Genomic DNA, 26,841 nt, shown 5'->3' with positions numbered 1-26,841 from the left:
GCAACTCCGCACCCCCCACGGGTACGGGGCGCCGCACGGGACGCGGCGCCCCGGACCACCCACACTCCCGGCCCCTCTCACCGTTGCGAGGTCCGCATGACGCACGCCCCGGAGCCCGAAAGCGCCCCACCCCCACCCGCGTCCGCACCCGCGCCCGCACTCGCATCCGCCACCGGCTCCGGACCACGTGCGGGCGGCCCGCTGCCGCGCGCCCGGCTCGCGTTCCGGCGCTGGCGCCGCACCCGCCCCTTCTGGGCGGCCCTGTGGACCGGACTCGGCGGCTTCGTGATCTTCTTCCTGCCGCTCGCGCCGCTCGGCAAGATCCTCCAGATCGGCGTCGGCGGGATCGCGGGCATGGCCGGCGGGGTGCTCCTCATGGCGATGGCGCTGCTGATCCTGCTGCTGCCCGGCCAACGCCACACCGCGGGCGTCATCGCCGTGATCGCCGGGGTCGCCTCCTTCCCGCTGTCCAACCTCGGCGGCCTGTTCGTCGGGATGTTCCTCGCCGTCCTCGGCGGCGCCATGGCCGTCTCCTGGATGCCCGAGAAGCCCGCCGCGCGCCGGCTCCGCCGTCGTCGCGCCACCGCCACCGCCACCGCCACCGCCGCCACCCCCGCCCCCGTCCAGGAAGGGAGCGCCGTCGCATGAGCGCCCTGTCCGGCCCACTCCCCGGCCCCCGGCACGCCGCCCGCTCACTGGCCCGCGCCGGAGCCCGCTGGAACGCCGAGATACTCGCCGAGGCCGCCGACGGCACCCGCCGCGGCACCCGGTGGGGACGCGGCGCCCTCGCCCTCGTCCCGGCCGCGCTCGCCGTCGGCGCCCTCGGCGCCGCGATGGCGCAAGGCGCCCTGGCCGCCAACTTCAGCGTCACCGGCCAGCCCTTCACCCTCACCTCCAACGGCGTCTCCGGCACCGGCTTCGGCGCCATCGTCAACACCCCGCCGGTCGGGCGGCCCGACGGCACCTCCACCGCCACCACCGGCATGGCCCGGGTCGGCTTCGCCCAGGCCGGGCTCGCCGGACTGTGCGGCATCGTCCACCAGTCGATCGCCGGCCTGCCGTACTCCCTGCTCCTGACGGCCGGCCAGCAGGTGACCGCCACCCCGCCCGCCACCTTCACCACCGACATCGACGCCTCGAACCTCTACATCCAGGCCACCGAACTCCAGTCGTACGGCCCGACCACCCTGCAGAACGCGGTCATCGGCCAGTCTGCCGACCAGGTCCTCGTCGACGGCAAACCGCTCACCGGCGCCGTCCCCGGCGGCTTCGGCCTCGGCTCGGCCGGCGGTCCCGGCGGCAGCTCGGTCAATCTGCACGGCCTCAACGCCACCGCGTACGACGCCGAGATCGCCGGCGCGCTGGTACTGCCGCAGCTGGACATCCGCATCGTCGGCGGAACGGCGACGTCATGCTGAGCGCGCGGCCCCGGGAGCGGGCCGGGGCGGTACGGGAGGCGGCGGGCGCGGCCCGGCGCTGGTTCCGGGCGTTCCGGCGCACCCGGCCGTTCTGGGGCGGACTCTGGCTGGTCGCGGGCGGCTGGACGGTGCTCAAGTTCTCCCTCAGCTCCGTGCAGTTGATCGTGAACACCGGCTTCGGGGGAGTGGCCGGCTACCTCACCGGCGGCGGCATGATCCTCTGCGGGCTCATCCCGATCGCCGCGCCCCGCCAGCGCTACACCTTCGGTCTCATCGGCGCCGTCCTCGCGGTGGTCTCGCTGGTCGTGTCCAACCTGGGCGGCTTCCTGGCCGGGACGGCGCTCGGCGTCCTCGGCGGCTCGATGCTGGTCGGCTGGGGTCCCAAGCGCCCGGGACGCCGCGCCCGCCGCCTCGCGGAGGAGGGCTGATGCGCCGCGCGCTCGCCGTCGCCGCCGTGCTGCTCGTCGCCGTCGCCACGGCCGTCGTCCCGGACCGGACCGGCAACGCCGCCCCGCGCGCCGCCGCGGAGGTCGTCCCGCTGGGCGTGCCCTTCCTCCCGTCCCCGTACCCCCTGGACGTACGGATCGACAGCCTGGTCGCCGTCTCCCTGACCGTGCAGGTGGGCGTCACCATCCGGCTCTCCGACGGCACCGAGGTCACGACGAACAAGTACACCTTCACCAAGCTCAGGATCAGCAAGCACATGAACGTCACCCAGCGCGCCGACGGCCACACCCTCACCATCGACGTGCCGAACGAGGGCCGGCTCGGCGGCTACGACAGCGCGGGCAAGGCGGAGACCACGGTCATGTGGGGCACGATCGACAACATCTGCGTGCTCCTCATCGCCTGCCATGTGCAGGAACTGCTCAACTTCTTCGGCCAGATCATCCCCCTCACCTCGGGCGCCACCAGTTTCCGCGGCACCATCTACGCGATCCGCACGACGGACGACCACGCCGCGCTCAGCTCCACCGACAACCCTGTCCACCTCCCCGGCACGATCACGGTGACCAGCCCATGACCGCCACACCCGCCCCCGAGGAGGGGCGCACCCACTGGCGGCGGTCGCTCGCCCTCGCCCTGCCCGCCCTGCTCGCGGCCGGCTCCCTCGCGGGCGCCATGACGAGCGGCGCGCTCGCCGTCGACCTGCGCATCCAGGACCGCCCGGTCGACTTCACCACCAGCAGCCTCTACGGCACCCAGTACGGCGCCGCCGTCGTCGACCAGACCGTGGTCCACCCCGACGGCACCACCGGCCCGCTGCGTGTGCTGCGCATGGGCTTCGCCGACGGGGTCGTCAACGGCCTGTGCCTGAGCCAACGCCAGCAGATCGCCGGCCTCACCTACACGCTGCTGCTCACCCTCGGCGACACCGACCCCGGCACCTGGGAGATCCGCACCCAGAACACCGTGCTCGACCTGCGCGACGCCACCGGCGAACTGGACATGGACGGCATCGTCGACCTCAACGTCAACGGCCCCGACGTGAAGACCGTCAAGGACGACACCGGCGCGTACGTCCCCAACCCCCTCGACAGCCCCCAGCACCGCTTCGGCATCCAGGCCCGCTACGCCAAGTTCGACGCCATCACCGGCACCGCCCAGGACATGCAGATCCCCGGCCTGCTCACCACCCCGAAACTGAGCGTGTCGGTGAAGCCGGGCACCGTCGCCTGCCCCAAGCCCGCCGCGCCCACCGGCACGCCCGGCACCCCTTAGGGCCTGAACGCTAGGTGGTGTGCGGGTCCTCCGGTATGGACCGGTCCTCCGGTGTCAGCGCGAACGCCTCGATCTCCACGAGGAGTCCGGGCCGCACCAGCGCGCTCACCTGGACCGCCGAGCTCGCCGGCAGCGGCAGCCCGTCGAACGCCGCGTCGCGGGCCGCGCGGATCGCGGGCATGTGCGCCATGTCCGTGACGAAGTAGGTCAGCTTCACCACGTCCTCGAATCCCGCCCCGGCCGCGGCCAGGCAGCGGCCGATGTTGGCGAAGACCTGCCGGGCCTGCGCCGCGGCGTCACCGACGCCGACGACCTCGCCGGCGGCATCCAGGGCGAGCTGGCCGGACACGGCCACGAACCGGCCGGTGCCCCACACGACATGACTGAACTGCGGACTGGGCGCCAGCCCCTCAGGGGCGGCCACATGGGTCAGTTGCGTACTCATGACTCACATCCTGAACCACACGACCGACACCCGGGACCGCCCCCGGTCGATCTGTGGATAACTCTCCGGCCGGCCTGTCGGTACGACCGGCCGGCCGGAGGCGCTGCGTGTCAGTGCACGTGACCGAGCAGCCCGTGCAGGGTGATGCCCGCCGCCGGGGCCGCGCCGCGGGTCTCGGCGAGCTTGGCGGGCTCCGGCTCCGGGAGCGTCTCGCAGACCGCGTCCGCCTCCGCGCCGTCCGCGCCGCGCGGCACCTTTCCGGTCGAGAGGTACGTGGCGAGGTGCTCGTCCATGCAGTCGTTGCCGGCCAGCGTCACCCCGTGGTTGCCGCCGCCCTCCTCGACGACCAGGCTGGAGCCCCGCACCATCCGGTGCAGCGCGACCCCGCCCTCGTACGGCGTGGCGGCGTCGTCGGTGGCCTGGAGGATCAGCGTCGGCGGCACCTGGTCGTTGTGCACGTCCGGCGGGGACAGCGGCTCGACCGGCCAGAAGGCGCACGGCGCGTTGTACCAGGCGTTGTTCCAGGTGGAGAACGGCGCCTTGGCGTGGGTCTCCCAGTTGTCCTTGCGCCACACGCTCCAGTCACGCGGCCAGGCCGCGTCCCGGCACTGCACGCTCGCGTAGACCGAGTAGCCGTTCTCGGCGGCCGCGTCCGCCGCCCCGTAGTCCTCGTACGCCTTCACCAGCGGCGCGCTGTCGTGGTCGTTGACGTACGCGGCGAAGGCGGTCGCGAGTCGCGGCCAGTAGCCGTTGTAGTAGCCGCCCGGCAGATACGTGTCCTCCAGCTCGCCCGGCCCGACCTTGCCGCCCGCGGGCGTGGTCGCCAGGTCGTCGCGCATCCGGTACCAGGCAGCCTCGACCGCCGCCGGGTCGGTGCCGAGCCGGTAGGTCGCGTCGTTGCGCGCCACCCAGGCCGCGAAGTCCTTGTGCCGGGTGTCGAAGGCGTAGTCCTGGGAGAGGTTGTCCTCGTACCAGACCCCGTGCGGGTTGACCACGGAGTCCAGGGCCATCCGCCGGACCCGCTCGGGGTAGAGCCGCGCGTACACGGCGCCGAGGTAGGTGCCGTAGGAGTAGCCGAGGTAGTTGACCTTCGGCGCGCCCAGCGCGGCGCGGATGGAGTCCATGTCGCGGGCGGTGGAGACGGTGTCGATGTACGGCAGCACGTCGGCGTGCTTGTCGCCGCAGGCCTTCGCGAACGCCTGGGCCCGGTCCACGCCGGCCCGTTCGCCCTCGGCGCCGTGCGGCACGGAGTCCGGGCGCACCGGATCGAAGTGGCCGGGACGGCAGTTCAGGGCGGGTTCGCTCTTGCCGACGCCTCGCGGGTCGAACCCGATGACGTCGTACTGCGCGGCCACCTTCGGGGGCAGCGAGGCCGCCACGTAACCGGCCATCCCTCGCCCGCTTCCACCCGGTCCGCCGGGGTTGACGAGCAGCGGGCCCTGGAAGGTCTTCGCGGTGTGCGCGACCCGGGTGAGCGCGAGCGAGATGCTCCGGCCGGCCGGGTCGTCGTGGTTGAGCGGCACCCTGAGGGTGGCGCACTGGAGCTTCGGATACGCCCTGGTCGGACAGTCGGTCCAGGTGAGCGGCGCGACGGGGCGGGTGGTCGGTCCGGGCTCGCTCGCGGCGGTGGCGGACGCGGGTGCGGGCAGGACGGTGACCGTCCCGGCGACCAGCGCCCCAGCGGCGATCAGTTTTCCTGCGCGGGGTCTCATACGGCCTCCGTGCCCCGTGGCGGGCGCGAAAGGACCGTTTCGGCGCAGAGTTGACCCGTTCGGCGGACGTGACACGCCGTCAGGGGCCTCTCTCTCTACAGGAGGGTGAGCTGCTGGGGGACGGGAACGGGGGTGGGGGCGGATCCGGACGCGGTCCGGTGTTCCGGGCGGGTGGCCGCGCGACCGCCGGGGCCTATGCCGAACTCGGCGGCCAGCTCGTGAACCTGACGGGTGATCCGGCGCTGGTACCAGGTGGGCGCGTAGGAGCCGCCCGCGTACATGCGCTCGTAACGGGCGACCAGTTCGGGGTGGTGGCGGCCCAGCCAGGTGAGGAACCACTCGCGGGCGCCGGGCCGCAGATGCAGCACGAGCGGGGTGACCGAGGTCGCGCCGGCCTCGGCGACCGCACGGACGGTGGCGCGCAGCTGCTCCGGCCGGTCGCCGAGGAAGGGGATGACCGGGGCCATCAGCACCCCGCAGCCGATCCCGTGGCCGGCGAGGGTGCGGACGACGTCCAGACGGCGTTCGGGGGCCGGGGTGCCGGGCTCGACGGTGCGCCACAGCTCCCGGTCGGTGAAGCCGACGGAGACCGAGACGCCGACCTCGGTCACCTCGGCGGCCTGCCGCAGCAGCTCCAGGTCGCGCAGGATCAGCGTGCCCTTGGTGAGGATGGAGAACGGGTTGGCGTGGTCCCGCAGCGCCGCCAGGATCCCCGGCATCAGCCGGTAGCGGCCCTCCGCGCGCTGATAGCAGTCGACATTGGTGCCCATGGCGATGTGCGCGCCCTGCCAGCGCGGCGAGGCGAGATGGGCGCGCAACAGCTCCGGCGCGTTCACCTTCACCACGATCTGGGAGTCGAAGCCGATGCCGGTGTCCAGGTCAAGATAGCTGTGGGTCTTGCGGGCGAAGCAGTACACGCACGCGTGCGTGCAGCCGCGGTACGGGTTGACCGTCCACTCGAAGGGCATGCGGGAGGCGCCGGGGACCCTGTTGACGATCGACCGGGCCCGCACCTCGTGGAAGGTGATCCCCTGGAACTCGGGCGTGTCGAAAGTGCGGGTGGTGACCGCGTCCCGGCCGAACAGCGTGAGGTCGGCGGGAGCGGACCGGGATCCGGGGGTACCGGCGGTTCCGGGGGTGTCGGCCAGATGGTCCCAGCGCATGGACGCCTCCTCGGGGTGGCGGGGGTGAGTGTCAGAATAGAACACATGTTCCCTTGATCGCCGCAACCCGGATTTTGGGCCCCGGCGCCCAGGTGGTTGGCTTGGCCCACATCCCCGTGAGCACCACGAGAACAGCTGGAGGAAGTGCCATGGCGCAGGTCGAGGCCACGACGGAGCGGATCGTCGCCGCCGACGCGGAGAAGGTGTTCGACGCGCTCGCCGACTACACCGGCACGCGCGGGAAGCTGCTCCCCGAGCACTTCAGCGAGTACGAGGTGCGCGAGGGCGGCGACGGCGAGGGCACCCTCGTCCACTGGAAGCTCCAGGCCACCAGCAAGCGTGTCCGCGACTGCCTCCTGGAGGTCACCGAGCCCACCGACGGGCAGCTGGTCGAGAAGGACCGCAACTCCTCCATGGTCACCACCTGGACCGTCACCCCGGCCGGGGAAGGCAGGTCCAAGGCCGTGGTCACCACCGTCTGGAACGGCGCCGGCGGCATCGGCGGCTTCTTCGAGCGCACCTTCGCGCCCAAGGGTCTCGGCCGGATCTACGACGCGGTGCTCGCCAACCTGGCGACCGAGGTCGAGAAGTAGTGCTGGGCGCGAGCCCGGGGTGAGAAGTAGCCTCGGGAAACCGGAACCATGAAGTAACGCTCCGAGTCATCACCGATTCGAGTGGTTTCCCCGCGACCCCCGCAAGAGTGCCAGGGCACCCGGGGGTCGCGCACCACCCGGCAAACGCCCTGATGAGCGCCCCAAGTGCGCCGCCCCGCAGGGACGTTCAGTCACCCTGGCCCCACCCTTCCCCCGTACCGCCCGACTTGCTCCCGCTTCGCGCGCAATGCGAAGAATGACGCTCGCAGAGGGCGTGACGAGGGGAGCAGTGAGGTGGGTGCCATCACGAGCGTGAAACGCGCCGAAACGGCGGTGGGCGCGGTGCCGCCCCTCGGGGGCGAGGCGGCCAGGGGCCCGGCCGCGGACCCGGCCGCCCTCGGCCCCGAGGACGCTCCCGGTTCCGACGTCGGGACCGAACCCGGGACCGAACCCGGGACCGAACCCGGGACCGAACCCGGGACCGAACCCGGGACCGAACCCGGGATCGGATCCGGGCAGGCGCTCGCCCCCCGCCGGATCCGGCTGGTCTTCGTCGGCCTCATGCTCGCACTGCTCCTCGCCGCGCTGGAGCAGATGATCGTCGCCACCGCCCTGCCGAAGATCGTCGGCGAACTCCAGGGCCTGGACCGGATGTCCTGGGCGATCACCGCGTATCTGCTCACCGCCACCATCGGCCTGCCGATCTACGGCAAGCTCGGTGATCTCCTCGGCCGCAAGGGCGTCTTCCTCTTCGCGATCGTCGTCTTCGTCATCGGCTCGGGGCTGGCCGGCTGGTCACGCACCATGGACCAGCTCATCGCCTTCCGCGCCCTCCAGGGCGTCGGCGCCGGCGGCCTGATGATCGGCGTCCAGGCGATCATCGCCGACATCGTGCCCTCCCGGGAACGCGGCCGCTACATGGGCCTCATCGGCGCCGCCTTCGGCCTCGCGTCGGTCGCCGGACCGCTGCTCGGCGGCTTCTTCACCGACCACGTCTCCTGGCGCTGGTGCTTCTACTTCAACGTGCCCTTCGGCCTGGTCACCCTGGTCGTCGTCGCGCTCGTCCTCAAGCTCCCCAAGCCCACCGCCCGGGCCCGCTTCGACGTGCTCGGCGCGCTGCTGCTCGCCGCCGCCTCCACCTGCCTGGTGCTGCTGACCAGTTGGGGCGGCACCGAGTACGCCTGGGGCTCGCGCGTCATCCTCGGGCTGGGCGCCGGCGCCGCGGCGGCCGCCGTCCTCTTCCTCGTCGTCGAGCGCTTCGCGCCCGAACCCCTCATCCCGCTGCGGCTGTTCCGCGACTCCGTCTTCACCGTCACCAGCCTGGTCGGCGCGGTCGTCGGCATCGCCCTCTTCGGCGCCGCGAGCTATCTGCCCACCTTCCTGCAGATGGTCGAGGGCGCCAGCGCCACCGAGTCCGGCCTGCTGATGCTCCCGCTGATGGGCGGCATCGTCGTCGCGTCCGTCGTCTCCGGGCAGCTCATCAGCCACACCGGCCGCTACAAGGCCCATCCGGTGGCGGGGGCCGCCGTCGCCACGCTCGGCATGTGGCTGCTGTCCCGGATGGACACCGACACCCCACGTCTCCAGCACAGCCTGTGGCAGGCGGTCCTCGGGGTCGGCATCGGCCTGATCATGCCGGTCCTGGTGCTCGCCGTGCAGAACTCGGTGCGGCCGGCCGACCTCGGCACCGCGACCAGCGCCCACAACTACTTCCGGCAGATCGGCGGCAGCGTCGGCGCCGCCGTCTTCGGCACGCTCTTCGCCGCCCGCCTCGACGACGCGCTCGCCGAGCGGCTGCCCCGGGGCGGCGCCGCCGCCGCGCTGCCGCCGGCCGACTCGGTCACCCCGCAGACCGTCCACGCGCTGCCGCCCGCCCTGCGGGACGCCTTCGTCCAGGCGTACGCCGACGCGATGCCCCGGATCTTCCTCTACCTCGTGCCGGTCCTCGCGCTCGGCCTCGTCCTCGCCTTCTTCCTCAAGGAGAAACCGCTGGTGTCCCACCACACCCCCACCACCGAGGCCCCCGCCACCGCCCCGATTCCGCAGGCCCGGGCGGCGTACGCGGCCGGGGTGCCGGTCTGCGGCCAGGTGCAGCACCCCGACGGGAGCAGCGTGCCGCGCGCGGCCCTCACCCTGATCGACGTCGCGGGGACCCAGATCGGCCGGGGCGCGAGCGGTGACGACGGCCGGTACGCGCTGAGCGTGCCCGGCGCCGGCGCGTACGTCCTGATCGCCGCCGCCGGCGGACACCAGCCGCAGGCGGTCTCCGTGACCGTGGGGGAGCGCCCGGTCGAACTCGACGTGGTGCTCGGCGGCGCGGGCCGCCTCGCCGGCACGGTGGTCACCGCCGACGGCACGCCGGTCGGGGACGCGGCCGTCACCCTCACCGACGTACGCGGCGAGGTCGTCGCCTCCACCCGCAGCGGCCGCGAGGGCGGCTACGTCATCGGCGAGCTGGTCGCGGGCGAGTACACCCTCGCCGCCAGCGCCCCCGCCTTCCGCCCGGCCGCCCTGCCGGTCAGCGTCCAGTCCTCCCGCGAGACCCGCCAGGACATCGAACTCGCGGGTGGCGCCGTCCTCCGCGGCACGGTCCGCGCCGGTGCCGGCCGACCCGTCGAGGACGCCCGCGTCACCCTCCTCGACGCCGCCGACAACGTCGTCGACACCCTCACCACCGGCCCCGACGGCACCTTCCGCTTCGTCGACCTCTCGTCCGGCGAGTACACCGTGATCGCCGCCGGCTACCCCCCGGTCGCCACGGTCCTCCAGGTCGCCCGCGGCGGCCGCACGGAACGCGACCTGCAGCTGGGTCACGACGACTGAGCGGGAGGAGGGCCCGGGGCGGCGCGCCGGGCGGACCGGTGCCTGAGCCGCATTCGCCCCGGACCGCGTCGTCCCCGGACCGCGTCGTCCCCGGACCGCGTCGTCCCCGGACCGCGTCGCCGCCGGCGTGCGCGGAGCCGCCCGGCTGGCCCGGGCCGGGCATCCGGCCCGCCCGGCTCCGGTACCGACCTCGGCCCCCGGCCCGCGCCGCGCCGGCGCGCGGAGCCGCTCGGCTCGCCAGGTCCGGGCCTTCCGGCGAGTCCCGGCCCGGCCCCGGCCCGGGCAATGGCGCGCCCGCGCCGTGCGCGGCGCACGGGCCTCCGTTCTGGTCAGCCTTCGGCCGCCTCCGGCCCCGCCGTCGCCTTGCGCAGGGCGCTGATGCACGCGCCGATCGCCTCCTGGAGGGCTTCCAGGCGCTGGAGCATGTCGTCCTCGACGACGTCCTCCTCCAGGACCTCGTCGAGGGTCAGCTCCTCGAAGACCTTCGTGGCCTTCTGGAGGCTGTTGTAGAACTTGGTGCGGCGCTCCTGGACGCGCAGTTCCGGGTTGTCCTCGACGGCCTTGGCGACCATGGTCTTCACGGTCTCGTACGCCTCGCCGGCCCATTCGCCGGCCTCCTCCGAGTCGTCGAGCTCGTCGATGAGGGAGAGGTGGCGCTCGGCCTCGGCGCGGAGCTCCGGCGGGGCGGCCACGGTCTGGCCGGCCGGGGTCTTGATCTGGCCGCCCTCGGCGATCTGGCGGACGTACTCGATGCGGTCGGCGGCCTTCGCCTCCTGGGCCACCGCCTTCTTCAGGTCGCCGGTGCGGGCGATGGCACGGGCCATCTCCGTCTGCAGCGCCGGGTCCTCCTTCATGCGGTCGAGCAGCGCGCCGCGCGCCGCCTCCGCGGTGCCGGGGTCGGCGAGGATCGCGGCGCGCAGGGCCGTGGGGTTCTCCGCGACCTCCAGGGCCTTCGTCGGCTTGATGCCCTCCGCCTCCGCCGCCGCGCTGATCGCGTGGCCGCGCACCGAGGTCGCGCTGTTGCGGGAGGAGTAGTACGACAGCCAGACGTCGGCCTCGGGCAGCTCGACGTCCTCGCCGGGCGCCAGCGCCTCGAACTGCGGCACCAGGCCGTCGTCCGCGGCCATGTCCCAGGCCTTGTAGTAGCGCATCACGCGCTCGGGCGAGCAGCCGGCGAGCTCCGCGAAGGCCTTCGCGGACACCTTGTCCGTGCCCTCGGCCGCCTGGCCGCCGGGCCGCACGCTGCGGGCCACCTTGAGCGCGAAGGCCCAGCCGCCGGTCCGCGCGTACACCCCGAAGTCACGGGCGTCGCGGACCACGGCCTCGGCGACGGCCGCCGCGACGGGCTCGACCCACTCGCCGGTGTCGACGGACAGGTCGACGGTCACATCGGCCGTCGCCCCGGCCGTCGCCTCACCGGGCGCCTGGGCGGGCACGTCGACAGGCGACTCCACGGGCGACTCGACAGGCGACTCGACGGACGTTTCGGAGGGGGCTTCGGACGGGGCGAGCGACGTGGTCACCGAGAGGTCTCCTGCGGATCGGGAGGGAAAATCTGCGCCCGACAGCCTATACGCACGAGATGAAACGATTCGCCCGAATCACCGGCACGCCTCGCCACCCGAACCGCCGTCACCGGTCCACGCCTTCGACACTTATCCACAGGGGTGGTGGGGTCCGCCGCCCGACGCGTACGGTGCCAGGCATGAAGATCCTGATCAGCGCGGACATGGAAGGCGCCACCGGCGTGACCTGGCCCGCGGACGTGCTGCCCGGCACCCCGCAGTGGGAGCGGTGCCGGTCCATGTTCACGTCCGACGTGAACGCGGCGGTGCTCGGTTTCTTCGACGGCGGCGCCGACGAGGTCCTGATCAACGAGGCGCACTGGTCCATGCGCAATCTGCTCCTGGAGCGGCTCGACGAGCGGGCCGAGATGCTCACCGGCCGCCACAAGTCGCTCTCCATGGTCGAGGGCGTGCAGCACGGCGACGTGGACGGCATCGCCTTCGTCGGCTACCACACGGGAGCCGGCGCCGAGGGCGTCCTCGCGCACACCTATCTCGCCAACTCCATCACCGGTGTCTGGCTCAACGGGGTGCGCGCGAGCGAGGGCCTGCTCAACGCGCATGTGGTGGCCGAGTTCGGCGTCCCCGTCGTGCTCGTCACCGGCGACGACCTGACCTGCGAGGACGCTCTCGGCTACGCGCCGGAGGCGCACAAGGTCGCGGTCAAGGACCACGTGTCGCGGTACGCGGCGGTGTGCCGCACCCCGGCCCGCACCGCCGCCGAGATCCGCGCCGCAGCAAAGGCGGCCGCCGCGCTCGCGGTCCGGCACGAGCCGGTCAGCGGCGGGCCGTTCACGGTGGAGCTGGAATTCGACGCGGAGCACCTGGCCGCCGCCGCCACGGTGGTGCCGGGCGCGGAGCGGAGTGGCGAGCGCCGCACCGCCTACACCAGCGAGACGATGTACGAGGCAATCCGCACGTTCAAGGCGGTCACGACGATCGTGTCGGCCGCCGTGGAGGAGCAGTATGGCTGAGCAGCAACCCGGTCCGGACGCGACGGCACTCGACGAGGTCGTCACCTTCACGTCCGAGCTGATCAGGATCGACACCACCAACCGGGGCGGTGGCGACTGCCGTGAGCGGCCCGCCGCCGAGTACGTGGCGGAGCGACTCGCCGACGCAGGACTGGAGACCACGCTCCTGGAGCGCACCCCGGGCCGTACCAACGTCGTGGCCCGGATCCCGGGCACCGACCCGACGGCCGACGCGCTGCTCGTCCACGGCCACCTGGACGTCGTGCCCGCCGAGGCCGCCGACTGGACCGTGCACCCCTTCTCCGGCGAGGTCCGCGACGGCGTCGTGTGGGGCCGTGGCGCGGTCGACATGAAGAACATGGACGCGATGGTGCTCTCCGTCGCGCGCTCCTGGGCCCGGCAGGGGCTGCGGCCGCGCCGGGACATCGTCATCGCCTACACCGCCGACGAGGAGGCGAGCGCCGAGGACGGCTCGGCGTTCCTCGCCGAGCGGCACGCCCCGCTCTTCGAGGGCTGCACCGAGGGCATCAGCGAGTCCGGCGCGTTCAGCTTCCATCCGGACCCGCAGACCCGGCTCTACCCGATCGCGGCGGGCGAGCGCGGCACCGCCTGGGTCAAGCTCACCGCGTACGGCCGGGCCGGCCACGGCTCGAAGATCAACAAGGACAACGCGGTCACCCGGCTCGCCGGCGCCGTCGCCCGCATCGGCGCCCACGAGTGGCCGGTGCGGATCACGAAGACCGTGCGGGCCGCGCTCGTCGAACTCGCCGCGCTGTACGGCGTCGAGGCCGATGTGGACGCCCCCGGCTTCGACGTCGAGACGCTCCTGGAGAAGCTCGGCCCCGCCGCAGCCCTCGTCGCGCCCACCCTGCGCAACAGCAGCAACCCGACGATGCTCGACGCCGGTTACAAGGTGAACGTGATTCCCGGCCAGGCCGTGGCCTACGTCGACGGGCGGATGCTGCCCGGCGGCGAGGACGAGTTCGTCGAGACCATGGACCGGCTCACCGGGCCCGACGTGGCGTGGGAGTTCCACCACCGCGAGGTGCCCCTGGAGGCCCCGGTCGACTCGCCGACCTTCGCCAAGCTGCGCGCCGCGGTCGAGCGCTTCGACCCCGAGGGGCACACCGTGCCCTTCTCCATGACCGGCGGCACCGACGCCAAGCAGTTCTCCCGCCTCGGCATCACCGGATACGGCTTCTCGCCGCTGAAGCTGCCCCCGGACCTCGACTACGGGGCGCTGTTCCACGGCGTCGACGAACGCGTCCCGGTCGACGCCCTGCACTTCGGCGTCCGCGTCCTCGACCACTACCTGCGCTCGGCCTGACACCGGCCGGCCGCCTATCCGTCCCACACCCGCAAGTCCGCACGCACGACCTGAACCAGGGGGGGATCCTGATGGCACCCACGGCCACCTACGGCAGCTGGCCGTCACCCATCGGCGCCGCGCTCGCCGCGGCACACGACGGACGGCCCGACTCCGTCGGATTCGTCGGTGACGAAGTGTGGTGGACCGCGCCGCGGCCCACCGAGGGCGGGCGGCGCGCCCTGGTGCGCCGCCGCCCGGACGGCACCGAGGAGTCGGTGCTGCCCGCCCCCTGGAACGTGCGCAGCCGGGTCCTCGAGTACGGCGGACAGTCCTGGGCCGGCACCGTGGGGGCGGACGGCACACCGCTCGTCGTCTTCTCCCACCACCCCGACCAGCGGCTCTACGTGTGCGAGCCGGACGCGCCGGGTGGCGCGGCGCCCCGGCCGCTCACCCCGGTCTCCGAGGTCGGCGGGGGACTGCGCTGGGCCGACCCGGTGCTGCTGCCCGAGCGCGGTGAGGTCTGGTGCGTCCTGGAGGAGTTCACCGGACCCGCGCCCACCGACGTGCGCCGGGTGATCGCCGCCGTGCCGCTCGACGGTTCCGCCGCCGAGGACCGGGGCCGCATCCGTGAACTCACCGACGACACCCACCGGTTCGTCACCGGACCCCGCCTCTCCCCGGACGGCCGGCTGGCCGCCTGGATCGCCTGGGACCACCCCCGGATGCCCTGGGACGGCACCGAGGTCCAGCTCGCCGAGATCACCGCCGACGGCACCCTCGGGACCCCGCGCACCGTCGCCGGCGGCCCCGAGGAGTCCGTACCCCAGGTCGGCTGGACCGCCGACGGACAGCTTCTCCACGTCAGCGACCGCACCGGCTGGTGGAACCTCTACCGCACCCCGGCGCCCGGCACCGGCATCGCCCCGATCCCGCTCTGCCCGCGCCCCGAGGAGTTCGCCGGCCCGCTGTGGCAGGTCGGCCTCAGCTGGTTCCAGCCGCTGGACAGCGGCCTCGTCGCCGTCGTCCACGGCCGCGGCGCCACCACCCTCGGCATACTCGACTCGGAGAGCGGCGAACTCGTCGACGTCAGTGGACCCTGGACCGCGTGGGCCGGCACGCTCGCCGTGCACGGCACCCGCGTCGTCGGTGTCGCCGCCGGCCCCCGCAGCGCCTACGAGGTCGTCGAGCTCGACACCTGCACCGGCCGCACCCGCGTCATCGGCTCCCCGCACCAGGACCCGGTCGACCCCGTCTACTATCCCGAGCCCCAGATCCGCACCTTCACCGGGCCCGACGACCGCGAGATCCACGCCCACGTCTACCCGCCGCACAACCCCGACCGCACCGCCCCCGCCGACGAGCTGCCGCCCTACGTCGTCTCCGCGCACGGCGGCCCCACCGGCCACGCCCCGCTCGTCCTCGACCTGCAGATCGCCTACTTCACCTCCCGGGGCATCGGCGTCGCCGTGGTCAACTACGGCGGCTCCACCGGCTACGGCCGGGAGTACCGCGAACGCCTGCGCGAGCAGTGGGGCGTGGTCGACGTCGAGGACTGCGCCGCCGTGGCCCGCGCCCTCGCCGAGGAGGGCACCGCCGACCCGGACCGCCTCGCGATCCGCGGCGGCAGCGCCGGCGGCTGGACCACCGCCGCATCCCTCGCCCACACCGACGTCTACGCCTGCGGCACCATCATCTACCCCGTCCTCGACGCCACCGCCTTCACCACCGGCGAGACCCACGACTTCGAATCCCAGTACATGCACTCCCTCATCGGGCGGCCCGACGAGGTGCCCGCCCGCTACCGGGACCGCTCCCCGCTGGAGCACGCCGAGAAGATCTCCGCGCCCTTCCTGCTGCTCCAGGGCCTCGACGACCCGGTCTGTCCGCCCGCGCAGGCCGAGCGCTTCCTCGCCCGGATGGCCGGCCGGGGCGTCCCGCACGGTTACCTCGCCTTCGCCGGCGAGAGCCACGGCTTCCGCCTGGCCGAGACGATGATCCGCGCCCTGGAGGCCGAACTCGCCCTGTACGCCCGCGCCTTCGGCATCGCGCGGGACGACCTGGCCGAGCTGGAGCTGCGGTCGTGACCCCCGCACTCGTCCGCCCGCCGAAGCTCCGCCCGGGCGCCCGGGTCGCCGTGGTCGCCCCCAGCGGCCCGGTACCGGAGGAGCGGCTGCGGGCCGGGCTCGACATCCTGCGGGGCTGGGGCCTCGACCCGGTCGTCGCCCCGCACGTCCTCGACCATCACCCCACCCTCGGCCATCTCGCCGGCACCGACGCCGACCGGGCCCGCGCTCTCACCGAGGCCTGGTGCGACCCGGAGGTCTCCGCGGTTCTCTGCGCCCGCGGGGGCTACGGGGCGCAGCGGATGGTGGACCTGCTCGACTGGGACGCGATACGGGCCGCCGGCCCCAAGGTGCTCGTCGGCTACAGCGACATCACCGCGCTCCACGAGGCCTTCGCCGCCCGGCTCGGCCTCGCCACCCTGCACGGCCCGATGGTCGCCACCGAGGTCTTCCTGAAGGACGCCCGCACCCGGGAATCCCTGCGGGCCACCCTCTTCGAGCCCGAGTCGGTGCGCGTCCTCGGCCTGGAGAACGCCGGCGCCCTGGTGCCGGGCCGCGCCCACGGCGTCACCCTCGGCGGTTGCGCCAGCCTGCTCGCCGCCGACCTCGGCACACCGCGCGCCCGGGACTCTGCCCGCGGCGGGCTGCTGCTCCTGGAGGACGTGGGGGAGGAGCCGTACCGCCTCGACCGGATCCTCACCCAACTGCTGCGCTCCGGATGGCTGGACGGGGTGGCCGGGATCGGCCTCGGCTCGTGGGAGGAGTGCGGGCCGTACGAGGACGTGCGCGCCGTCCTCGCCGACCGGCTCGGCGGGCTCGGCGTACCGGTCGTGGAGGAACTGGGCTTCGGCCACGGCCCCACCGCCCTCACCGTCCCGCTCGGCATACCCGGCGTGCTCGACGCCGACGCGGGCACGCTCACCCTCGACGTACCCGCCCTGAGCTGAGCGGGCCGCCGTCCGAGAACGGCGGAGCGCCCCCGTCCCGGACGGGGACGAGGGCGCTCCGGGCGGCTACTCCGGCGCCGTCCGCCGACGGTGCTCGGCCGCCTTGCTCCGGCTGCTCTCCAGATGGCGCAGGGCCAGCTCCTCGACCCGTGCCACGTCCCTCGCCTCGATCCCCCGGTACAGCTCCTCGTGCTCCTCGGCCACGGCCGAGAACGCGTCGTGCTGGCCGAGCAGCCAGCGCATCCGGCTGCGCAGCGTCCCCTCCAGCTCGGTGAGCAGCGCGTTGTCCGCGAGTTCGGTGACGGTCTCGTGGAAGTCCGCCGCCGCCCGCCGGGCCGTCGTGCCGTCCCCGCGTGCCGCCGCGGACTGCTCGGCGTCGAGGTCCGCGCGCAGCTTGGCGAGGCCCGCGCGGGTACGGCGCTGGGCCGCGAGCCGGAAGGCCAGGAGCTCCAGGGCCGACCGGACCTCGATGAGGTCGGAGATGTCGGACGCGCTGAACTCGCGCACCACGGCCCAGGTGCGGGGCCGGGGCGTCACCAGACCCTCGGCGACCAGGTCCCGGAGCGCGTCGCGCACCGGCAGCCGGCTCACGTCCAGCTCGGCGGCGATCTCGCGCTCCACCAGCCTGCTGCCGGGCGCCCGGGTCCCGTCGATGATCTGGTCGCGCAGGGTGCGCGTGATCCGATCCGACTCGGGCTTGAACTCCTCGGCAGCTGTCATGCCGTCATTCTTCCACCGGGCTCCGGTCGGGGGAGGGCGGCACAGGCCGCCGACCTCCCCCCAGAGAGCCCTACAGCGCCGCGTACCCCGGGCGGACGATCTCCTCGATCAGCCGCTGCCGCTCGGGCAGCGGCAGGAACGCGGCCTCCAGGGCGGCGACCGTGAACTCCTCGAAGACCTCCGGGCCGTAGCCGAAGGCGTCCGCCATGTGCTGGAACTCCTCGCTCATGGTGGTGCCGGAGACCAGCCGGTTGTCGGTGTTCAGGGTGATCCGGAACCCGAGCCGGCGCAGCTCGTCGATCGGGTGCGAGGCGTAGTCCTTCGCCGCGCCCGTCTGGAGGTTGGAGGTCGGGCAGACCTCCAGGGCGATCCGGTTGTCCCGGACGTACGAGGCGAGCCGGCCGAGCGTGCCGTCCTCGGCGATGTCGTCGGTGATCCGCACACCGTGCCCGATCCGCTCGGTGCCGCACACCTGTACGGCCTCGTGGATCGACTCCGCGCCGACGGCCTCGCCCGCGTGGATGGTGAAGTGGCAGTTCTCCCGCTTCAGGTGCTGGAAGGCGGGCAGGTGACGGGCCGGCGGGTTGCCGATCTCGCCGCCGGCGATGTCGAAGCCGGCCACGCCGTTGTCCCGGTGCGCCACCGTCAGCCGGGCGATCTCCAGGGAGCGGTCGGTGTGGCGCATGCCGGTGAGCAGGGTGCGGACCGTGATCCGGTCGCCGGACCGGCGCTCGCCCGCGCGGAAGCCGTCGTTCACGGCCTCGACGACCTCGTCGAGGGTGAGCCCGCCCGCCAGGTGCTGCTCGGGGGCGTACCGGATCTCGGCGTAGACGACCCCGTCGGCGGCCAGGTCCTCGGCGCACTCCGCCGCGATCCGCTCCAGGGCCTCGCGGGTCTGCATCACCGCGCAGGTGTGGGCGAAGGTCTCCAGGTACCGCTCCAGGGAACCGGAGTCGGCGGCGTCCCGGAACCAGACCGCCAGCTCGGCCGGGTCCTCGGTGGGCAGTCCGGTGTAGCCGCAGGACCGCGCCAGCTCGACGATCGTCGCCGGGCGCAGCCCGCCGTCGAGGTGGTCGTGCAGGACGGCCTTGGGGGCGCGGCGGATCCACTCGGCCACGGGGGTGGTGGCGGAGTCGGCGGCAAGGTTGTCAGACAAGTGCATGGCGGGGAAGTGTACGCCAACCGGGGGACGGCGTGGTGTGACGCCGGCGACAGGCGGCAGGAGGCGACGGTGCGGAGGCGGCGCCCGCGCCGGCGACGGTAGGGGGGTGAGGCGGGCGCTGTACGGGCACGGTGTGCGGGGCGCCCCGCAGGCTCGGGGCCTGAAGCCCCGCCCCGGCTCAGTTCGACTGGAGTACCGGCAGCGCGGGCGCGCCCGTCGGCAGCATGTGCTTGGCGGCCAGGACCGGGGTGTCCTCGACCCGTACGACCTGCGTGACGAGGACCGCCGGGGTGTCGGCCGACCGGCCCAGCTGCTCGCCCCGGCGCCGCCCGAGCAGGGTCGCCGTGACCGCGCTGTGCGCCGCCAGCGGCACGCCCCGCGAAGCCCCGGCCAGCACGGCCAGCATGGAGGTGCGCCCGGCTCCGGAGACCGGCGCCCGCAAGGCCCCGGCGAAGGTGGGGTGGGCGCGCTCCAGGACCTCGTCGGCGGCCGCCCACTCGTGGCTCAGGACCGCCGGGCCGGCCTCGCCGACCAGCACCGACTCCCAGAAGCGCAGCTCGGCGCCGGCCGGGGCCAGCAGGTGCTGGGTGGTGAAGTCGGTCGGTTCCTCGACGGTGCGTAGCAGCCCCCGCACCCGTAGCGGCGCGGCCCCGCCGAGGAGCTCCTCCAGGGCCCTGAACTGCTCGAATCCGCGCCGTGGCGGATGCGCGTTGACCGTGCGCCCGACCCCGCGGCGTACCGTGAGCAGCCCGTCCTCCTGGAGCAGCAGCAGCGCCTCGCGCAGCGCCGGACGGCTCACGCCGAGCTCGCAGGCCAGCTTGGGCTCCGAGGGCAGCGTGGATCCCGGCGGGTAGGTGCCGTCGTGGATGGCGTCCGCGATCCGTTCGTAGAGCGCGACCACGGGTCGTCGCTGCGGTCCGCCGACTGCCACGGATCGGTCCTCCTTCGCGCGCGGTTCAGGTCTGCGAGGTCTGCGATGTCTACCGTAACCGCCCACTCTTGTCTGACAAGTCACTCGGACGGCCGTCCTTCGTGGCGCCGAAACGGAAGAATCGGCCCATCCTGGGGGGACGCACGACGGAGGAGAGGCCGGCGATGAGTCCCAAGGAGACAACGAGCACGGGCAGGTCCCGGGCGGGCGGAGTCTTCACCCCCGGCCGGATCGCGATCGGGGTCGTGGCGATCCTGTTGCTCGTGTTCATCTTCGAGAACACCCGTGATGTACGGATCAGACTGCTGATCCCCGAGGTGACCATGCCGCTGTACCTCGCTTTGCTGGCGACGGCGCTGCTCGGTGCGATCTGCGGCTACTACGCGGCGGCCCGGAGGCGGAAATGAGACGGTCTACCCTGGTCGGCGCGGGCGCGGTCCTCGCGCTCGCGGCCGTGGCCGTCAGCTCGGCCGAACCGGTCGCGGAGGCGGAGGAGCGCGCCGAGCGCTCCGTGCGTCAGCCCACGCCGAACCTGCTGGGCCGGAGCCTCTGGCGGGTCTTCACGGCGCTCGCGCCGCGCACCCGCCTCGACGTCATCGACGTGGGCGGCGGCGACCGTCGCGTGCTCTGGCCGCCGAACTGGTGGGTCTGCACCCAGCACCCCGCCCCCGGCGCCCCCCGCGCCCCGCGCGGCCGGGTCGTGCTGGGCGTGGTGAAGAAGGGCGAGGCCTGCCCGCCCCGCGTGACGGCCGCACGTCGCTGACGGGGGGCGCCGGGGGCGCCCCTGAGCGAACGGCTCGGGCCGTCGGCCGCCCGGCCCGGCGCCCGCACTGCCGAAGCCGTCGGCCGCCCTCCGTGCGGCGCCGCAGTCGGCGGCAGCGCGAGTCACCCGCTCGGCCCGCTTGCCCGCTCGCCCGCGCGGCCGGCTCGGGCCGTCGGCCGCCCACCGCGCCGCTGCCGCAGTCGGCGGCGCCGCGCGTCACCCGCTCGGCCTGGGCCGCGGGCCCAGGCCGAGCGGGCGGCCAAGGCCGGCGGTCGTCCGTCGTGTTGCCGACGTCGCCGACATCGCCGACGCGGTCCGGCGCAGGCCGCTCGGTTCCCTGCGTCCGACCTTCGTGCCACGCGCCCGCCCGCGTGCCCCCCCCACGGCCTCAGGACGGCCCTGACCCACTCCCGCCGGTAGCCTGGGCCCATGTCTGGTGATCTTGGGCGGTATCTCGTCATCGGGCCCCGCGTCGGCCTGCGGCCCTTCACGGCGGAGGACGCCGAGGAGTTCACCGCGCGGGCCCGGGAGAGCCGGGAGCTGCATGCGCCCTGGCTGTATCCGCCGCAGAGCTCCGACGCGTACGCGGCCTACAGCAGGCCGCTGATCGAGGACCCGGCACGGGAGGGCTTTCTCGTGTGCGAGCGGGAGGGCGGGGGGATCGCCGGGTTCGTCAACATCAACAACATCGTCCGCGGCGCGTTCCTCTCCGGCGCGCTCGGATACGGCGCCTTCGCGCACGCCGCCGGGCGCGGGCTGCTCACCGAGGCGCTCGGCCTGGTCCTCGGACACGCCTTCGGGCCGCTCGGCCTGCACCGCCTGGAGGCCAACATCCAGCCGGGCAACACCGCTTCCCGCGCCCTCGTCCGGCGGGCCGGCTTCCGGTTGGAGGGCTTCTCGCCCGCGATGCTGTTCATCGACGGCGCCTGGCGGGACCACGAGCGCTGGGCGATCACGGCCGGACCGCCCGGCGCGGGCGCGCCCCGGGGTCAGCGCTTGTAGTTGATCTTCATCGTGTCCATGTCGGTGACCTTGGACTTCAGGCCCGAGAAGCCGTGCCCGAGCGCTCGCAGCGCCCGCTCCACGCGGTCCTCCGCGATCGCGCCCGCCATCTCCTCGCCGTCCGCCGCGTCGGAGACCACGACCAGGCGGTACGAGAAGTGCTTCAGGGTCCGGTCGTAGGCGAGCGAACCCTCCTCGGTGAACTGCATCGCCGAGAGCCCGTGTTCCTCGGCCTCCGCGAGGAGCCGGGTGCGGCTCTCCTCCGACAGGTCCTCGAACGTGCCCCGGACGATCACCCGATAGGTGTGCTGCTCGCTCACTCGACGCTCATTTCCTCGCGCACTTCTCGACAACGGATCAACCCTACGGAGGTGCCCGCGCCGCGCAACGGGATTTCCCTGGTCACGCGGCCACAGGCCGCCACGGGCGGTCGCAGACCCTCTGGCCGACGGGTGTTCCGGCGTGTTCCATGGTCGGCATGACGACCGTACGACGTGCCGTACTCACCCTGCCCGCAGCGCCGTTGGGCCCGGACAACCCGCTTCCCGCGCTCCACCTCCTCGGCGGCGGCGGAGTCGGAGTCGGAGGCACAGACGGAGCCGCCGCCCCCCTGGTCGACGAGCGGGACCGGGCCGGGCTGCCCCGGGACATGGCCCGCCAACTCGGGCACGCCCCGCTGCGCACCCTGCTGCCCACGCGGATGCGCGACGGCTACGGGCGCGAGCGCACGCCCACCGCCGTCGACACGATCGAGATCGAGAACGACCACCTCAAGGTCACCGTGCTCCCCGGACTCGGCGGCCGGATCCACTCCCTCCTGCACAAGCCTGCCGGTCGCGAACTCCTCTACCGCAACCCGGTGTTGCAGCCCGCCGCCTTCGCGCTCAACGGCGCCTGGTTCTCCGGCGGCATCGAGTGGAACATCGGCGCCCGCGGCCACACCACCCTGTCCTGCGCCCCGCTGCACGCCGCGGTCGTCCCGGCGCCCGACGGCGGCGAGATGCTGCGTCTGTGGGAGTGGGAGCGGCTGCGCGACCTGCCGTTCCAGGTCGACCTGTGGCTGCCCGAGGACTCCGCGCACCTGCGCGTCGGCATCCGCGTCCGCAACCCGCACGAGCGGGCCGTGCCCTGCTACTGGTGGTCCAACACGGCCGTCCCCGAGGACCGCCGGATCCTCGCCCCCGCCGACACCGCCTGGCACTTCGGCTACACGCGCGCCCTGCGCCGGGTGCCGGTGCCGCGCTCCGAGGACGGCACCGACCGCACGTACCCGCTGGAGAGCGCCCACGCGGGCGACTGGTTCTACGCGCTGCCGGACGGGCAGCGGCGCTGGGTCGCCGCGCTCGACGAGCACGGCGAGGGCCTGGTGCAGACCTCCACGGACGGGCTGCTCGGCCGCAAGCTCTTCGTGTGGGGCACCGGGCGCGGCGGGCGCCGCTGGCAGGAGTGGCTGACCGAGCCGGGCACCCCCGGCTACGCCGAGATCCAGGCCGGCCTGGCCCGCACCCAGCTGGAGCACCCCGTCCTGGAGGCGGGCGAGGAGGTCTCCTGGCTGGAGGTGTACGGGCCGCTGGGCGCCGACCCGGCCGTGGTGCACGGCGCGGACTGGGCGGCGGCCCGCGCGGGCGTCGAGACCGCGCTCGCCGAGGCGCTGCCGCGCGCCGAGGTCGACGCGGCGTACGAGCGGTGGCGGACCGTCGCCGACACCGAGCCGGGGCCGCTGCTCGCGCTCGGCTCGGGCTGGGGCGCGCTCGAAGTGCTGCGCGCGGGCCATGTGCTGCCCGGGACCCCGTTCGACCCGGCGCTGCTCGGGGACGAGCAGCGCCCGTGGGTCGAGCTGTTGCGCACCGGCGCCCTGCCCGTGCCCGGCCCGGATGCCGAGCCGGGCGCCGCGCCGGGGCCGACGCCCGTCTCCGCCGCCTGGCGGGACATGCTGGAGACCGCCCCCGCCGAGCCGGTCACCGAATACCACCTCGGCGTCGCCCAGTGGGCGGCCGGCGATCTCGCCCAGGCGGTACGGAGCTGGGAGCGCGGCCTGAAGAACGCCGCCGAGCGCTGGCCGCTGCTCTACTGTCTGGCCGTGGCCGACCGGGAGGAGGGGCACCGGGAGCGGGCGGCGGACCGGTACGCCGAGGCCTTCGAGGCGCAGTACGGCGGCGACCCCGTGGTCACCGCCGCCCTCGGGCGCGAGACGGTCACCGTCCTGCTCGGCGCGAACCGGCCCGCCGAGGCCCGCGCCGTGCTCTCCCGGCTCCCCGAGGGGGTGCGGGCCCGCGGCGCCTTCCGCTACCTGGAGGCCCGGCTGCTGCTCGCGGAGGGCCGCCCGGACGCGGCCCGCGCGGTCTTCGACGAAGGCTTCGAGGTCGCCGACCTGAGGGAGGGTGCGGAGGAGCTGGGCGAGCTGTGGTCCCGGCTCACCGACGAACCCCTGCCGGACGCCTACGAGTTCCGCATGCGCCCGAGCTGACGAAGGGGGCGTGGTGCCGGGCGGATCAGTCCCGGCACAGGGTCAGTCCCGCCACAGGGTCAGACCCGGCACAGGATCTGGCCGTGCGGCACCAGGAACCAGGCGTCCTCGTCCTTGCCCCAGGCGCGCCACGCCTCGGCGACGGCGGTCAGCTCCTCGGGCGTGGCGTGGCCGCCGTCCACCGCCAGGCGCGCGTACACCGACTCGGTGGTGCGGTCGGCCCACAGGCCGCTCCACCAGGCGCGCTCCTCCGGGGACGCGAAACACCACACCCCGGCGGAGGCCGTGACGTCGGTGAAGCCGGCCCGGTGGGCCCAGGACAGCAGTCGGCGGCCGGCGTCGGGCTCGCCGCCGTTCGCGCGGGCCACCCGCTGGTACAGGTCCTGCCAGGCGTCCAGGCCGGGCGGGCGCGGGAACCAGGTGAAGGCCCCGTAGTCGCTGTCCCGGGCGGCCACCACCCCGCCCGGCCGGCACACCCGCCGCATCTCGCGCAGCGCCTGCACCGGGTCGCCGACGTGTTGCAGCACCTGGTGGGCGTGGACGATGTCGAAGGAGTCGTCGGGGAAGTCCAGGGCGTGGACGTCGGCGACCGCGAACTCCACGTTGCCCACGCCCCGTTCGGCCGCGGCGGCGCGCGCCTTCACCAGTACGTCCTCGGCCGCGTCCACGGCGGTCACCCGTCCCGGCGCGACCCGCTCCGCCAGATCGGCGCTGATGGTGCCCGGCCCGCACCCCACGTCCAGGACGTCCAGACCGGCGGCCAGTTCGGGGATCAGATAGGCGGCGGAGTTCTCGACGGTGCGCCAACTGTGCGACCGCAGCACGGACTCGTGGTGGCCGTGGGTGTAGGTGGCGGTCTCGTGCGGAGGCGTGGACGACGGCATGACCGGGCTCCTTCGGACGGGCGGTTGCTGTGCGCTCACCGTACGCCGATCATTCGTATCCTGAGATCCCATTCTCATGATGTGGACGCAGGGTCTGAACAGCGCCCTCTCGCCGGCTGGTTGGGGCGTGCCATTCCCAGCGCCGCTCCCCGTCCTCGACCACCTGCGTCGGCGCCAGGCCCGCCGCCGCGGCCACCCCCTCCGACGCGCGGTGCTCGGGATGCACATGCGCCACCAGGGCGGGCGCGCCGCGCTCCCGCAGCCAGTCCGCAAGCACCACCGCCGCCTCCCGGGCGAGCCCCCGGCCCTGCCAGGGCGTGCCGAGCACCCACGCGAGCTCGGCGCCCCCGGCCACCACCGTGGCCTGCACGGTGCCGATCGCTTCCCCCGTCTCCCGCAGCCGCAGCACCCAGTTGCACCACATCGTCGTCGCCGGGTCCGGCGGGCCCGCGAGCAGCCGCGCGTAGCGGGCGCGCAGCTCGGTCCCGCCGAGCGGGGCGCCGCCGATGAAGGCGTGCAGGGCGGGATCGGCCAGGGCCGGGGCCGTCTCGGCGGCATGGTCGAGCCGCAGCGGCTCCAGGTCCAGACGGGCGCCGCACAGCGGGACGGCGGCGAAGTGCTTCGGGTCGTAGGCGCTCATCCGCCCAGTGTCGCGGGGTCGGCAACGCGCACGGCGCCCACCTGGCGGATCCTGGAAGTGCAGGCCCGTCACGCCAGCCCGTCATGACAGGCCCGTCACACCAGCCCGTCATGACAGGCCCGTCACGACAGGCCCGTGACGACAGGTCCGTCACGACAGCCCGTCACGACTGGTCCCTCATGGCAGACCCGTAATTCCGGACCCGCTGCCGCAGGCCCGTCATTGCAGGTCCGTGAAGGAACCGCCGCGGGCCCCCGCGCCGGCCCCGTCCGGTGCCAAGGTGTGCCCGTCCGTCCCCGACGCGTCGAGGAGAAGAGCCCGTGCCCGCCCGCCGCAGCCTCCTGAAGGCGCTCGCCGCCGCCCCCGTCCTCTCCGCCCTCGGCGCGCCCCCGGCGGGCGCCGCCGACCCCGCCGCCGGCCCGTCGCCCGACCGGGCCCCCGGCATCGTCAAGCCGCTCCCGCCCGCGTATTTCACCGTCCGCGGGACCAACGCCGAGTCGCGTTTCGAGACCTTCCGCGACACCGGGCGGGTCACGCCCGCCGACCGCTTCTTCGTCCGCAACCACACCTCCACCCCCGTCCTCGACGCCGCCGACTGGCGGCTCACCGTCTGGGGCGACGGTCTGCACGGGCGGCGGACGTCCGTGGAGATCGGATACGGACAGCTGCGCGACCTGCCGCCCGTCACCCGGACGGCCCTGATCGAGTGCGCCGGAAACGGGCGCAGCCTCTACGCCACCCAGCAGGGCGAGCCCGTCAGCGGCACGCCCTGGACCCTCGGCGCGGTCGGCGCCGCCCACTGGCGCGGCGCCCGGCTCTCGGACGTGCTGCGGCTGGCCGGGATCGCCTCGGACGCCGTCGCCGTGCAACCACGCGGCCTCGACGATCCGTACGTCACCGGCGGGGCCGACCTCGGGCGGGTGCGCCGACCGCTGCCCGTCGCCAAGGCGCTGGACGACGTGATCGTCGCGTACAAGATGAACGGCGAGCCGCTCCCGTACGACCACGGGTTCCCGGCCCGGCTCGTCGTGCCCGACTGGGTCGGTGTCGCCTCCGTCAAGTGGCTCGGCGACATCGAGGTGTCCCGCGGGCCGCTCTCCTCGCCCTGGTCCACCGACTTCTACCGGTTCTTCGGCGAGGCTCACCCGGCCGGCGGCAGCGCGCCCCTCGGGCCGCAGACCCTCAAGAGCGCCTACGAGCTCCCCTTCGGCGCCTCCCTCGCCGCGGGCCGCACCCACCACCTCACCGGCCGTGCCTGGTCCGCGCTCGCGCCCGTGCGTGCGGTGGAGGTGTCCACCGACGGCGGCGGCACCTGGCGCCCGGCCCGGATCGTCGATCGCCCGCGCTCCGGCCAGTGGGTGCGGTGGACCGCCTCCTGGCGGCCCACCGCCGCGGGCCCCGCGACCCTGCTCTCCCGGGTCACCGACGCCGCCGGGAACGTCCAGCCCGAGCGGGCCGTCCACAACACCCAGGGCTATCTCTTCAACGCCGTCGTCCGGCACCCCCTCACCGTGGAATGAGCGCGGCGCGGGCCCGTC

General features: G+C 74.1%; 26 protein-coding genes. 16 read left to right on the top strand and 10 right to left on the bottom strand.

The features are described from left to right. Positions 1 to 96 precede the first annotated feature (96 nt). The 5 genes from AB0M18_RS30065 to AB0M18_RS30045 are packed head-to-tail and all read left to right on the top strand — an operon-like array spanning position 97 to position 3,140. Positions 97 to 648 carry a DUF6114 domain-containing protein gene (locus AB0M18_RS30065; protein WP_365763515.1) on the top strand — a complete coding sequence of 184 codons (552 nt, stop codon included), beginning with the start codon at positions 97 to 99 and terminating at the stop codon, positions 646 to 648. Then, on the top strand, positions 645 to 1,418 hold the full coding sequence (locus tag AB0M18_RS30060; RefSeq protein WP_365763513.1) for a DUF6230 family protein: 774 nt from the start codon (positions 645 to 647) through the stop codon (positions 1,416 to 1,418). Before AB0M18_RS30065 ends, AB0M18_RS30060 begins: the two co-directional genes overlap by 4 nt. Beyond that, positions 1,412 to 1,846, top strand: coding sequence for a DUF6114 domain-containing protein (locus AB0M18_RS30055; RefSeq protein ID WP_365763511.1), 435 nt, complete (start codon positions 1,412 to 1,414; stop codon positions 1,844 to 1,846). The genes AB0M18_RS30060 and AB0M18_RS30055 overlap by 7 nt, the downstream gene beginning before the upstream one ends. Further along, on the top strand, positions 1,846 to 2,442 hold the full coding sequence (locus tag AB0M18_RS30050) for a hypothetical protein (RefSeq protein ID WP_365763509.1): 597 nt from the start codon (positions 1,846 to 1,848) through the stop codon (positions 2,440 to 2,442). Before AB0M18_RS30055 ends, AB0M18_RS30050 begins: the two co-directional genes overlap by 1 nt. Next, on the top strand, positions 2,439 to 3,140 hold the full coding sequence (locus tag AB0M18_RS30045; protein ID WP_365763507.1) for a DUF6230 family protein: 702 nt from the start codon (positions 2,439 to 2,441) through the stop codon (positions 3,138 to 3,140). Before AB0M18_RS30050 ends, AB0M18_RS30045 begins: the two co-directional genes overlap by 4 nt. Before the next feature lie 10 nt (positions 3,141 to 3,150). Here AB0M18_RS30045 and AB0M18_RS30040 read toward each other — a convergent pair whose 3' ends face one another. The 3 genes from AB0M18_RS30040 to AB0M18_RS30030 all read right to left on the bottom strand — a co-directional run bounded on the left by AB0M18_RS30040 (position 3,151) and on the right by AB0M18_RS30030 (position 6,460). After that, positions 3,151 to 3,585 carry a RidA family protein gene (locus AB0M18_RS30040; protein ID WP_365763505.1) on the bottom strand — a complete coding sequence of 145 codons (435 nt, stop codon included), beginning with the start codon at positions 3,583 to 3,585 and terminating at the stop codon, positions 3,151 to 3,153. Positions 3,586 to 3,695: 110 nt separating this feature from the next. Then, the gene (locus tag AB0M18_RS30035) at positions 3,696 to 5,297 is read right to left on the bottom strand and encodes an alpha/beta hydrolase (RefSeq protein ID WP_365763503.1); all 1,602 of its coding nucleotides are present in this window, start codon (positions 5,295 to 5,297) and stop codon (positions 3,696 to 3,698) included. Between the two features lie 95 nt (positions 5,298 to 5,392). After that, the gene (locus AB0M18_RS30030; RefSeq protein WP_365763501.1) at positions 5,393 to 6,460 is read right to left on the bottom strand and encodes an Rv2578c family radical SAM protein; all 1,068 of its coding nucleotides are present in this window, start codon (positions 6,458 to 6,460) and stop codon (positions 5,393 to 5,395) included. Positions 6,461 to 6,609: 149 nt separating this feature from the next. On the opposite strand from AB0M18_RS30030, the gene AB0M18_RS30025 reads away from it, so the two are divergent. Together AB0M18_RS30025 and AB0M18_RS30020 are read left to right on the top strand one after the other, a co-directional pair. Then, a complete protein-coding gene (locus AB0M18_RS30025) occupies positions 6,610 to 7,053 on the top strand; it encodes an SRPBCC family protein (protein WP_365763499.1) in 444 nt (147 codons plus the stop codon). Positions 7,054 to 7,365: 312 nt separating this feature from the next. Next, positions 7,366 to 9,876: an MFS transporter gene (locus AB0M18_RS30020; RefSeq protein WP_365763497.1), complete on the top strand. Its 2,511-nt coding sequence runs from the start codon at positions 7,366 to 7,368 to the stop codon at positions 9,874 to 9,876. A 329-nt stretch (positions 9,877 to 10,205) separates the two neighbouring features. On the opposite strand, the gene AB0M18_RS30015 is transcribed toward AB0M18_RS30020, so the two are convergent. Continuing rightward, positions 10,206 to 11,252 (bottom strand): hypothetical protein, encoded by a 1,047-nt coding sequence (locus AB0M18_RS30015; RefSeq protein WP_365763589.1) that lies wholly within the window; start codon positions 11,250 to 11,252, stop codon positions 10,206 to 10,208. Positions 11,253 to 11,581: 329 nt separating this feature from the next. Here AB0M18_RS30015 and AB0M18_RS30010 point away from each other — a divergent pair, with 329 nt between their 5' ends. The 4 genes from AB0M18_RS30010 to AB0M18_RS29995 all read left to right on the top strand — a co-directional run bounded on the left by AB0M18_RS30010 (position 11,582) and on the right by AB0M18_RS29995 (position 16,734). Then, positions 11,582 to 12,415 carry a M55 family metallopeptidase gene (locus tag AB0M18_RS30010; protein WP_365763495.1) on the top strand — a complete coding sequence of 278 codons (834 nt, stop codon included), beginning with the start codon at positions 11,582 to 11,584 and terminating at the stop codon, positions 12,413 to 12,415. After that, entirely contained in the window at positions 12,408 to 13,742 is a 1,335-nt protein-coding gene (locus tag AB0M18_RS30005) for a M20/M25/M40 family metallo-hydrolase (protein ID WP_365763493.1), read from the top strand. The genes AB0M18_RS30010 and AB0M18_RS30005 overlap by 8 nt, the downstream gene beginning before the upstream one ends. Before the next feature lie 71 nt (positions 13,743 to 13,813). Then, on the top strand, positions 13,814 to 15,808 hold the full coding sequence (locus tag AB0M18_RS30000) for a prolyl oligopeptidase family serine peptidase (protein ID WP_365763491.1): 1,995 nt from the start codon (positions 13,814 to 13,816) through the stop codon (positions 15,806 to 15,808). Next, entirely contained in the window at positions 15,805 to 16,734 is a 930-nt protein-coding gene (locus AB0M18_RS29995; RefSeq protein WP_365763489.1) for an LD-carboxypeptidase, read from the top strand. The genes AB0M18_RS30000 and AB0M18_RS29995 overlap by 4 nt, the downstream gene beginning before the upstream one ends. Positions 16,735 to 16,800: 66 nt before the next feature. Here the strand turns inward: AB0M18_RS29995 and AB0M18_RS29990 are convergent, their stop codons facing one another. From AB0M18_RS29990 to AB0M18_RS29980, 3 genes are all read right to left on the bottom strand, one after another. After that, entirely contained in the window at positions 16,801 to 17,454 is a 654-nt protein-coding gene (locus tag AB0M18_RS29990) for a GntR family transcriptional regulator (RefSeq protein ID WP_365763487.1), read from the bottom strand. A gap of 70 nt (positions 17,455 to 17,524) precedes the next feature. Next, complete coding sequence (locus AB0M18_RS29985) at positions 17,525 to 18,616, bottom strand: adenosine deaminase (RefSeq protein WP_365763485.1); 1,092 nt, start codon at positions 18,614 to 18,616, stop codon at positions 17,525 to 17,527. Positions 18,617 to 18,794: 178 nt separating this feature from the next. After that, positions 18,795 to 19,547 (bottom strand): GntR family transcriptional regulator, encoded by a 753-nt coding sequence (locus AB0M18_RS29980; RefSeq protein WP_365763483.1) that lies wholly within the window; start codon positions 19,545 to 19,547, stop codon positions 18,795 to 18,797. Positions 19,548 to 19,711: 164 nt separating this feature from the next. Here AB0M18_RS29980 and AB0M18_RS29975 point away from each other — a divergent pair, with 164 nt between their 5' ends. The 3 genes from AB0M18_RS29975 to AB0M18_RS29965 all read left to right on the top strand — a co-directional run bounded on the left by AB0M18_RS29975 (position 19,712) and on the right by AB0M18_RS29965 (position 21,312). Continuing rightward, complete coding sequence (locus AB0M18_RS29975) at positions 19,712 to 19,954, top strand: lipopolysaccharide assembly protein LapA domain-containing protein (protein WP_365763481.1); 243 nt, start codon at positions 19,712 to 19,714, stop codon at positions 19,952 to 19,954. Continuing rightward, positions 19,951 to 20,310 carry a hypothetical protein gene (locus tag AB0M18_RS29970; protein ID WP_365763479.1) on the top strand — a complete coding sequence of 120 codons (360 nt, stop codon included), beginning with the start codon at positions 19,951 to 19,953 and terminating at the stop codon, positions 20,308 to 20,310. The genes AB0M18_RS29975 and AB0M18_RS29970 overlap by 4 nt, the downstream gene beginning before the upstream one ends. 429 nt (positions 20,311 to 20,739) lie before the next feature. Next, positions 20,740 to 21,312 carry a GNAT family N-acetyltransferase gene (locus AB0M18_RS29965; protein WP_365763477.1) on the top strand — a complete coding sequence of 191 codons (573 nt, stop codon included), beginning with the start codon at positions 20,740 to 20,742 and terminating at the stop codon, positions 21,310 to 21,312. Here AB0M18_RS29965 and AB0M18_RS29960 read toward each other — a convergent pair. After that, a complete protein-coding gene (locus AB0M18_RS29960) occupies positions 21,300 to 21,632 on the bottom strand; it encodes a DUF6204 family protein (RefSeq protein WP_365763475.1) in 333 nt (110 codons plus the stop codon). The genes AB0M18_RS29965 and AB0M18_RS29960 overlap by 13 nt on opposite strands. 149 nt (positions 21,633 to 21,781) lie before the next feature. Here AB0M18_RS29960 and AB0M18_RS29955 point away from each other — a divergent pair, with 149 nt between their 5' ends. Next, on the top strand, positions 21,782 to 23,779 hold the full coding sequence (locus AB0M18_RS29955; RefSeq protein WP_365763473.1) for a DUF5107 domain-containing protein: 1,998 nt from the start codon (positions 21,782 to 21,784) through the stop codon (positions 23,777 to 23,779). Positions 23,780 to 23,838: 59 nt separating this feature from the next. Here the strand turns inward: AB0M18_RS29955 and AB0M18_RS29950 are convergent, their stop codons facing one another. Together AB0M18_RS29950 and AB0M18_RS29945 are read right to left on the bottom strand one after the other, a co-directional pair. Next, positions 23,839 to 24,663 carry a methyltransferase domain-containing protein gene (locus AB0M18_RS29950; protein WP_365763471.1) on the bottom strand — a complete coding sequence of 275 codons (825 nt, stop codon included), beginning with the start codon at positions 24,661 to 24,663 and terminating at the stop codon, positions 23,839 to 23,841. 49 nt (positions 24,664 to 24,712) lie between these two features. Beyond that, complete coding sequence (locus AB0M18_RS29945; protein WP_365763469.1) at positions 24,713 to 25,303, bottom strand: GNAT family N-acetyltransferase; 591 nt, start codon at positions 25,301 to 25,303, stop codon at positions 24,713 to 24,715. A 320-nt stretch (positions 25,304 to 25,623) separates the two neighbouring features. On the opposite strand from AB0M18_RS29945, the gene AB0M18_RS29940 reads away from it, so the two are divergent. Next, a complete protein-coding gene (locus tag AB0M18_RS29940) occupies positions 25,624 to 26,823 on the top strand; it encodes a sulfite oxidase (RefSeq protein ID WP_365763467.1) in 1,200 nt (399 codons plus the stop codon). The last annotated feature ends 18 nt before the right edge of the window (positions 26,824 to 26,841 follow it).

This window comes from Streptomyces sp. NPDC051909 (genome assembly GCF_040681095.1).
In the GTDB taxonomy this organism is placed as follows: Bacteria; Actinomycetota; Actinomycetes; order Streptomycetales; family Streptomycetaceae; genus Streptomyces.
This window is presented reverse-complemented; position numbering and strand designations above follow the sequence as displayed.

Coding starts and splice junctions, on each gene's coding strand:
- AB0M18_RS30065 (WP_365763515.1), top strand. CDS start 97: ATGACGCACGCCCCGGAGCCCGAAAGCGCCCCACCCCCACCCGCGTCC.
- AB0M18_RS30060 (WP_365763513.1), top strand. CDS start 645: ATGAGCGCCCTGTCCGGCCCACTCCCCGGCCCCCGGCACGCCGCCCGC.
- AB0M18_RS30055 (WP_365763511.1), top strand. CDS start 1,412: ATGCTGAGCGCGCGGCCCCGGGAGCGGGCCGGGGCGGTACGGGAGGCG.
- AB0M18_RS30050 (WP_365763509.1), top strand. CDS start 1,846: ATGCGCCGCGCGCTCGCCGTCGCCGCCGTGCTGCTCGTCGCCGTCGCC.
- AB0M18_RS30045 (WP_365763507.1), top strand. CDS start 2,439: ATGACCGCCACACCCGCCCCCGAGGAGGGGCGCACCCACTGGCGGCGG.
- AB0M18_RS30040 (WP_365763505.1), bottom strand. CDS start 3,585: ATGAGTACGCAACTGACCCATGTGGCCGCCCCTGAGGGGCTGGCGCCC.
- AB0M18_RS30035 (WP_365763503.1), bottom strand. CDS start 5,297: ATGAGACCCCGCGCAGGAAAACTGATCGCCGCTGGGGCGCTGGTCGCC.
- AB0M18_RS30030 (WP_365763501.1), bottom strand. CDS start 6,460: ATGCGCTGGGACCATCTGGCCGACACCCCCGGAACCGCCGGTACCCCC.
- AB0M18_RS30025 (WP_365763499.1), top strand. CDS start 6,610: ATGGCGCAGGTCGAGGCCACGACGGAGCGGATCGTCGCCGCCGACGCG.
- AB0M18_RS30010 (WP_365763495.1), top strand. CDS start 11,582: ATGAAGATCCTGATCAGCGCGGACATGGAAGGCGCCACCGGCGTGACC.
- AB0M18_RS30005 (WP_365763493.1), top strand. CDS start 12,408: ATGGCTGAGCAGCAACCCGGTCCGGACGCGACGGCACTCGACGAGGTC.
- AB0M18_RS30000 (WP_365763491.1), top strand. CDS start 13,814: ATGGCACCCACGGCCACCTACGGCAGCTGGCCGTCACCCATCGGCGCC.
- AB0M18_RS29990 (WP_365763487.1), bottom strand. CDS start 17,454: ATGACAGCTGCCGAGGAGTTCAAGCCCGAGTCGGATCGGATCACGCGC.
- AB0M18_RS29985 (WP_365763485.1), bottom strand. CDS start 18,616: ATGCACTTGTCTGACAACCTTGCCGCCGACTCCGCCACCACCCCCGTG.
- AB0M18_RS29975 (WP_365763481.1), top strand. CDS start 19,712: ATGAGTCCCAAGGAGACAACGAGCACGGGCAGGTCCCGGGCGGGCGGA.
- AB0M18_RS29970 (WP_365763479.1), top strand. CDS start 19,951: ATGAGACGGTCTACCCTGGTCGGCGCGGGCGCGGTCCTCGCGCTCGCG.
- AB0M18_RS29965 (WP_365763477.1), top strand. CDS start 20,740: ATGTCTGGTGATCTTGGGCGGTATCTCGTCATCGGGCCCCGCGTCGGC.
- AB0M18_RS29955 (WP_365763473.1), top strand. CDS start 21,782: ATGGTCGGCATGACGACCGTACGACGTGCCGTACTCACCCTGCCCGCA.
- AB0M18_RS29950 (WP_365763471.1), bottom strand. CDS start 24,663: ATGCCGTCGTCCACGCCTCCGCACGAGACCGCCACCTACACCCACGGC.
- AB0M18_RS29945 (WP_365763469.1), bottom strand. CDS start 25,303: ATGAGCGCCTACGACCCGAAGCACTTCGCCGCCGTCCCGCTGTGCGGC.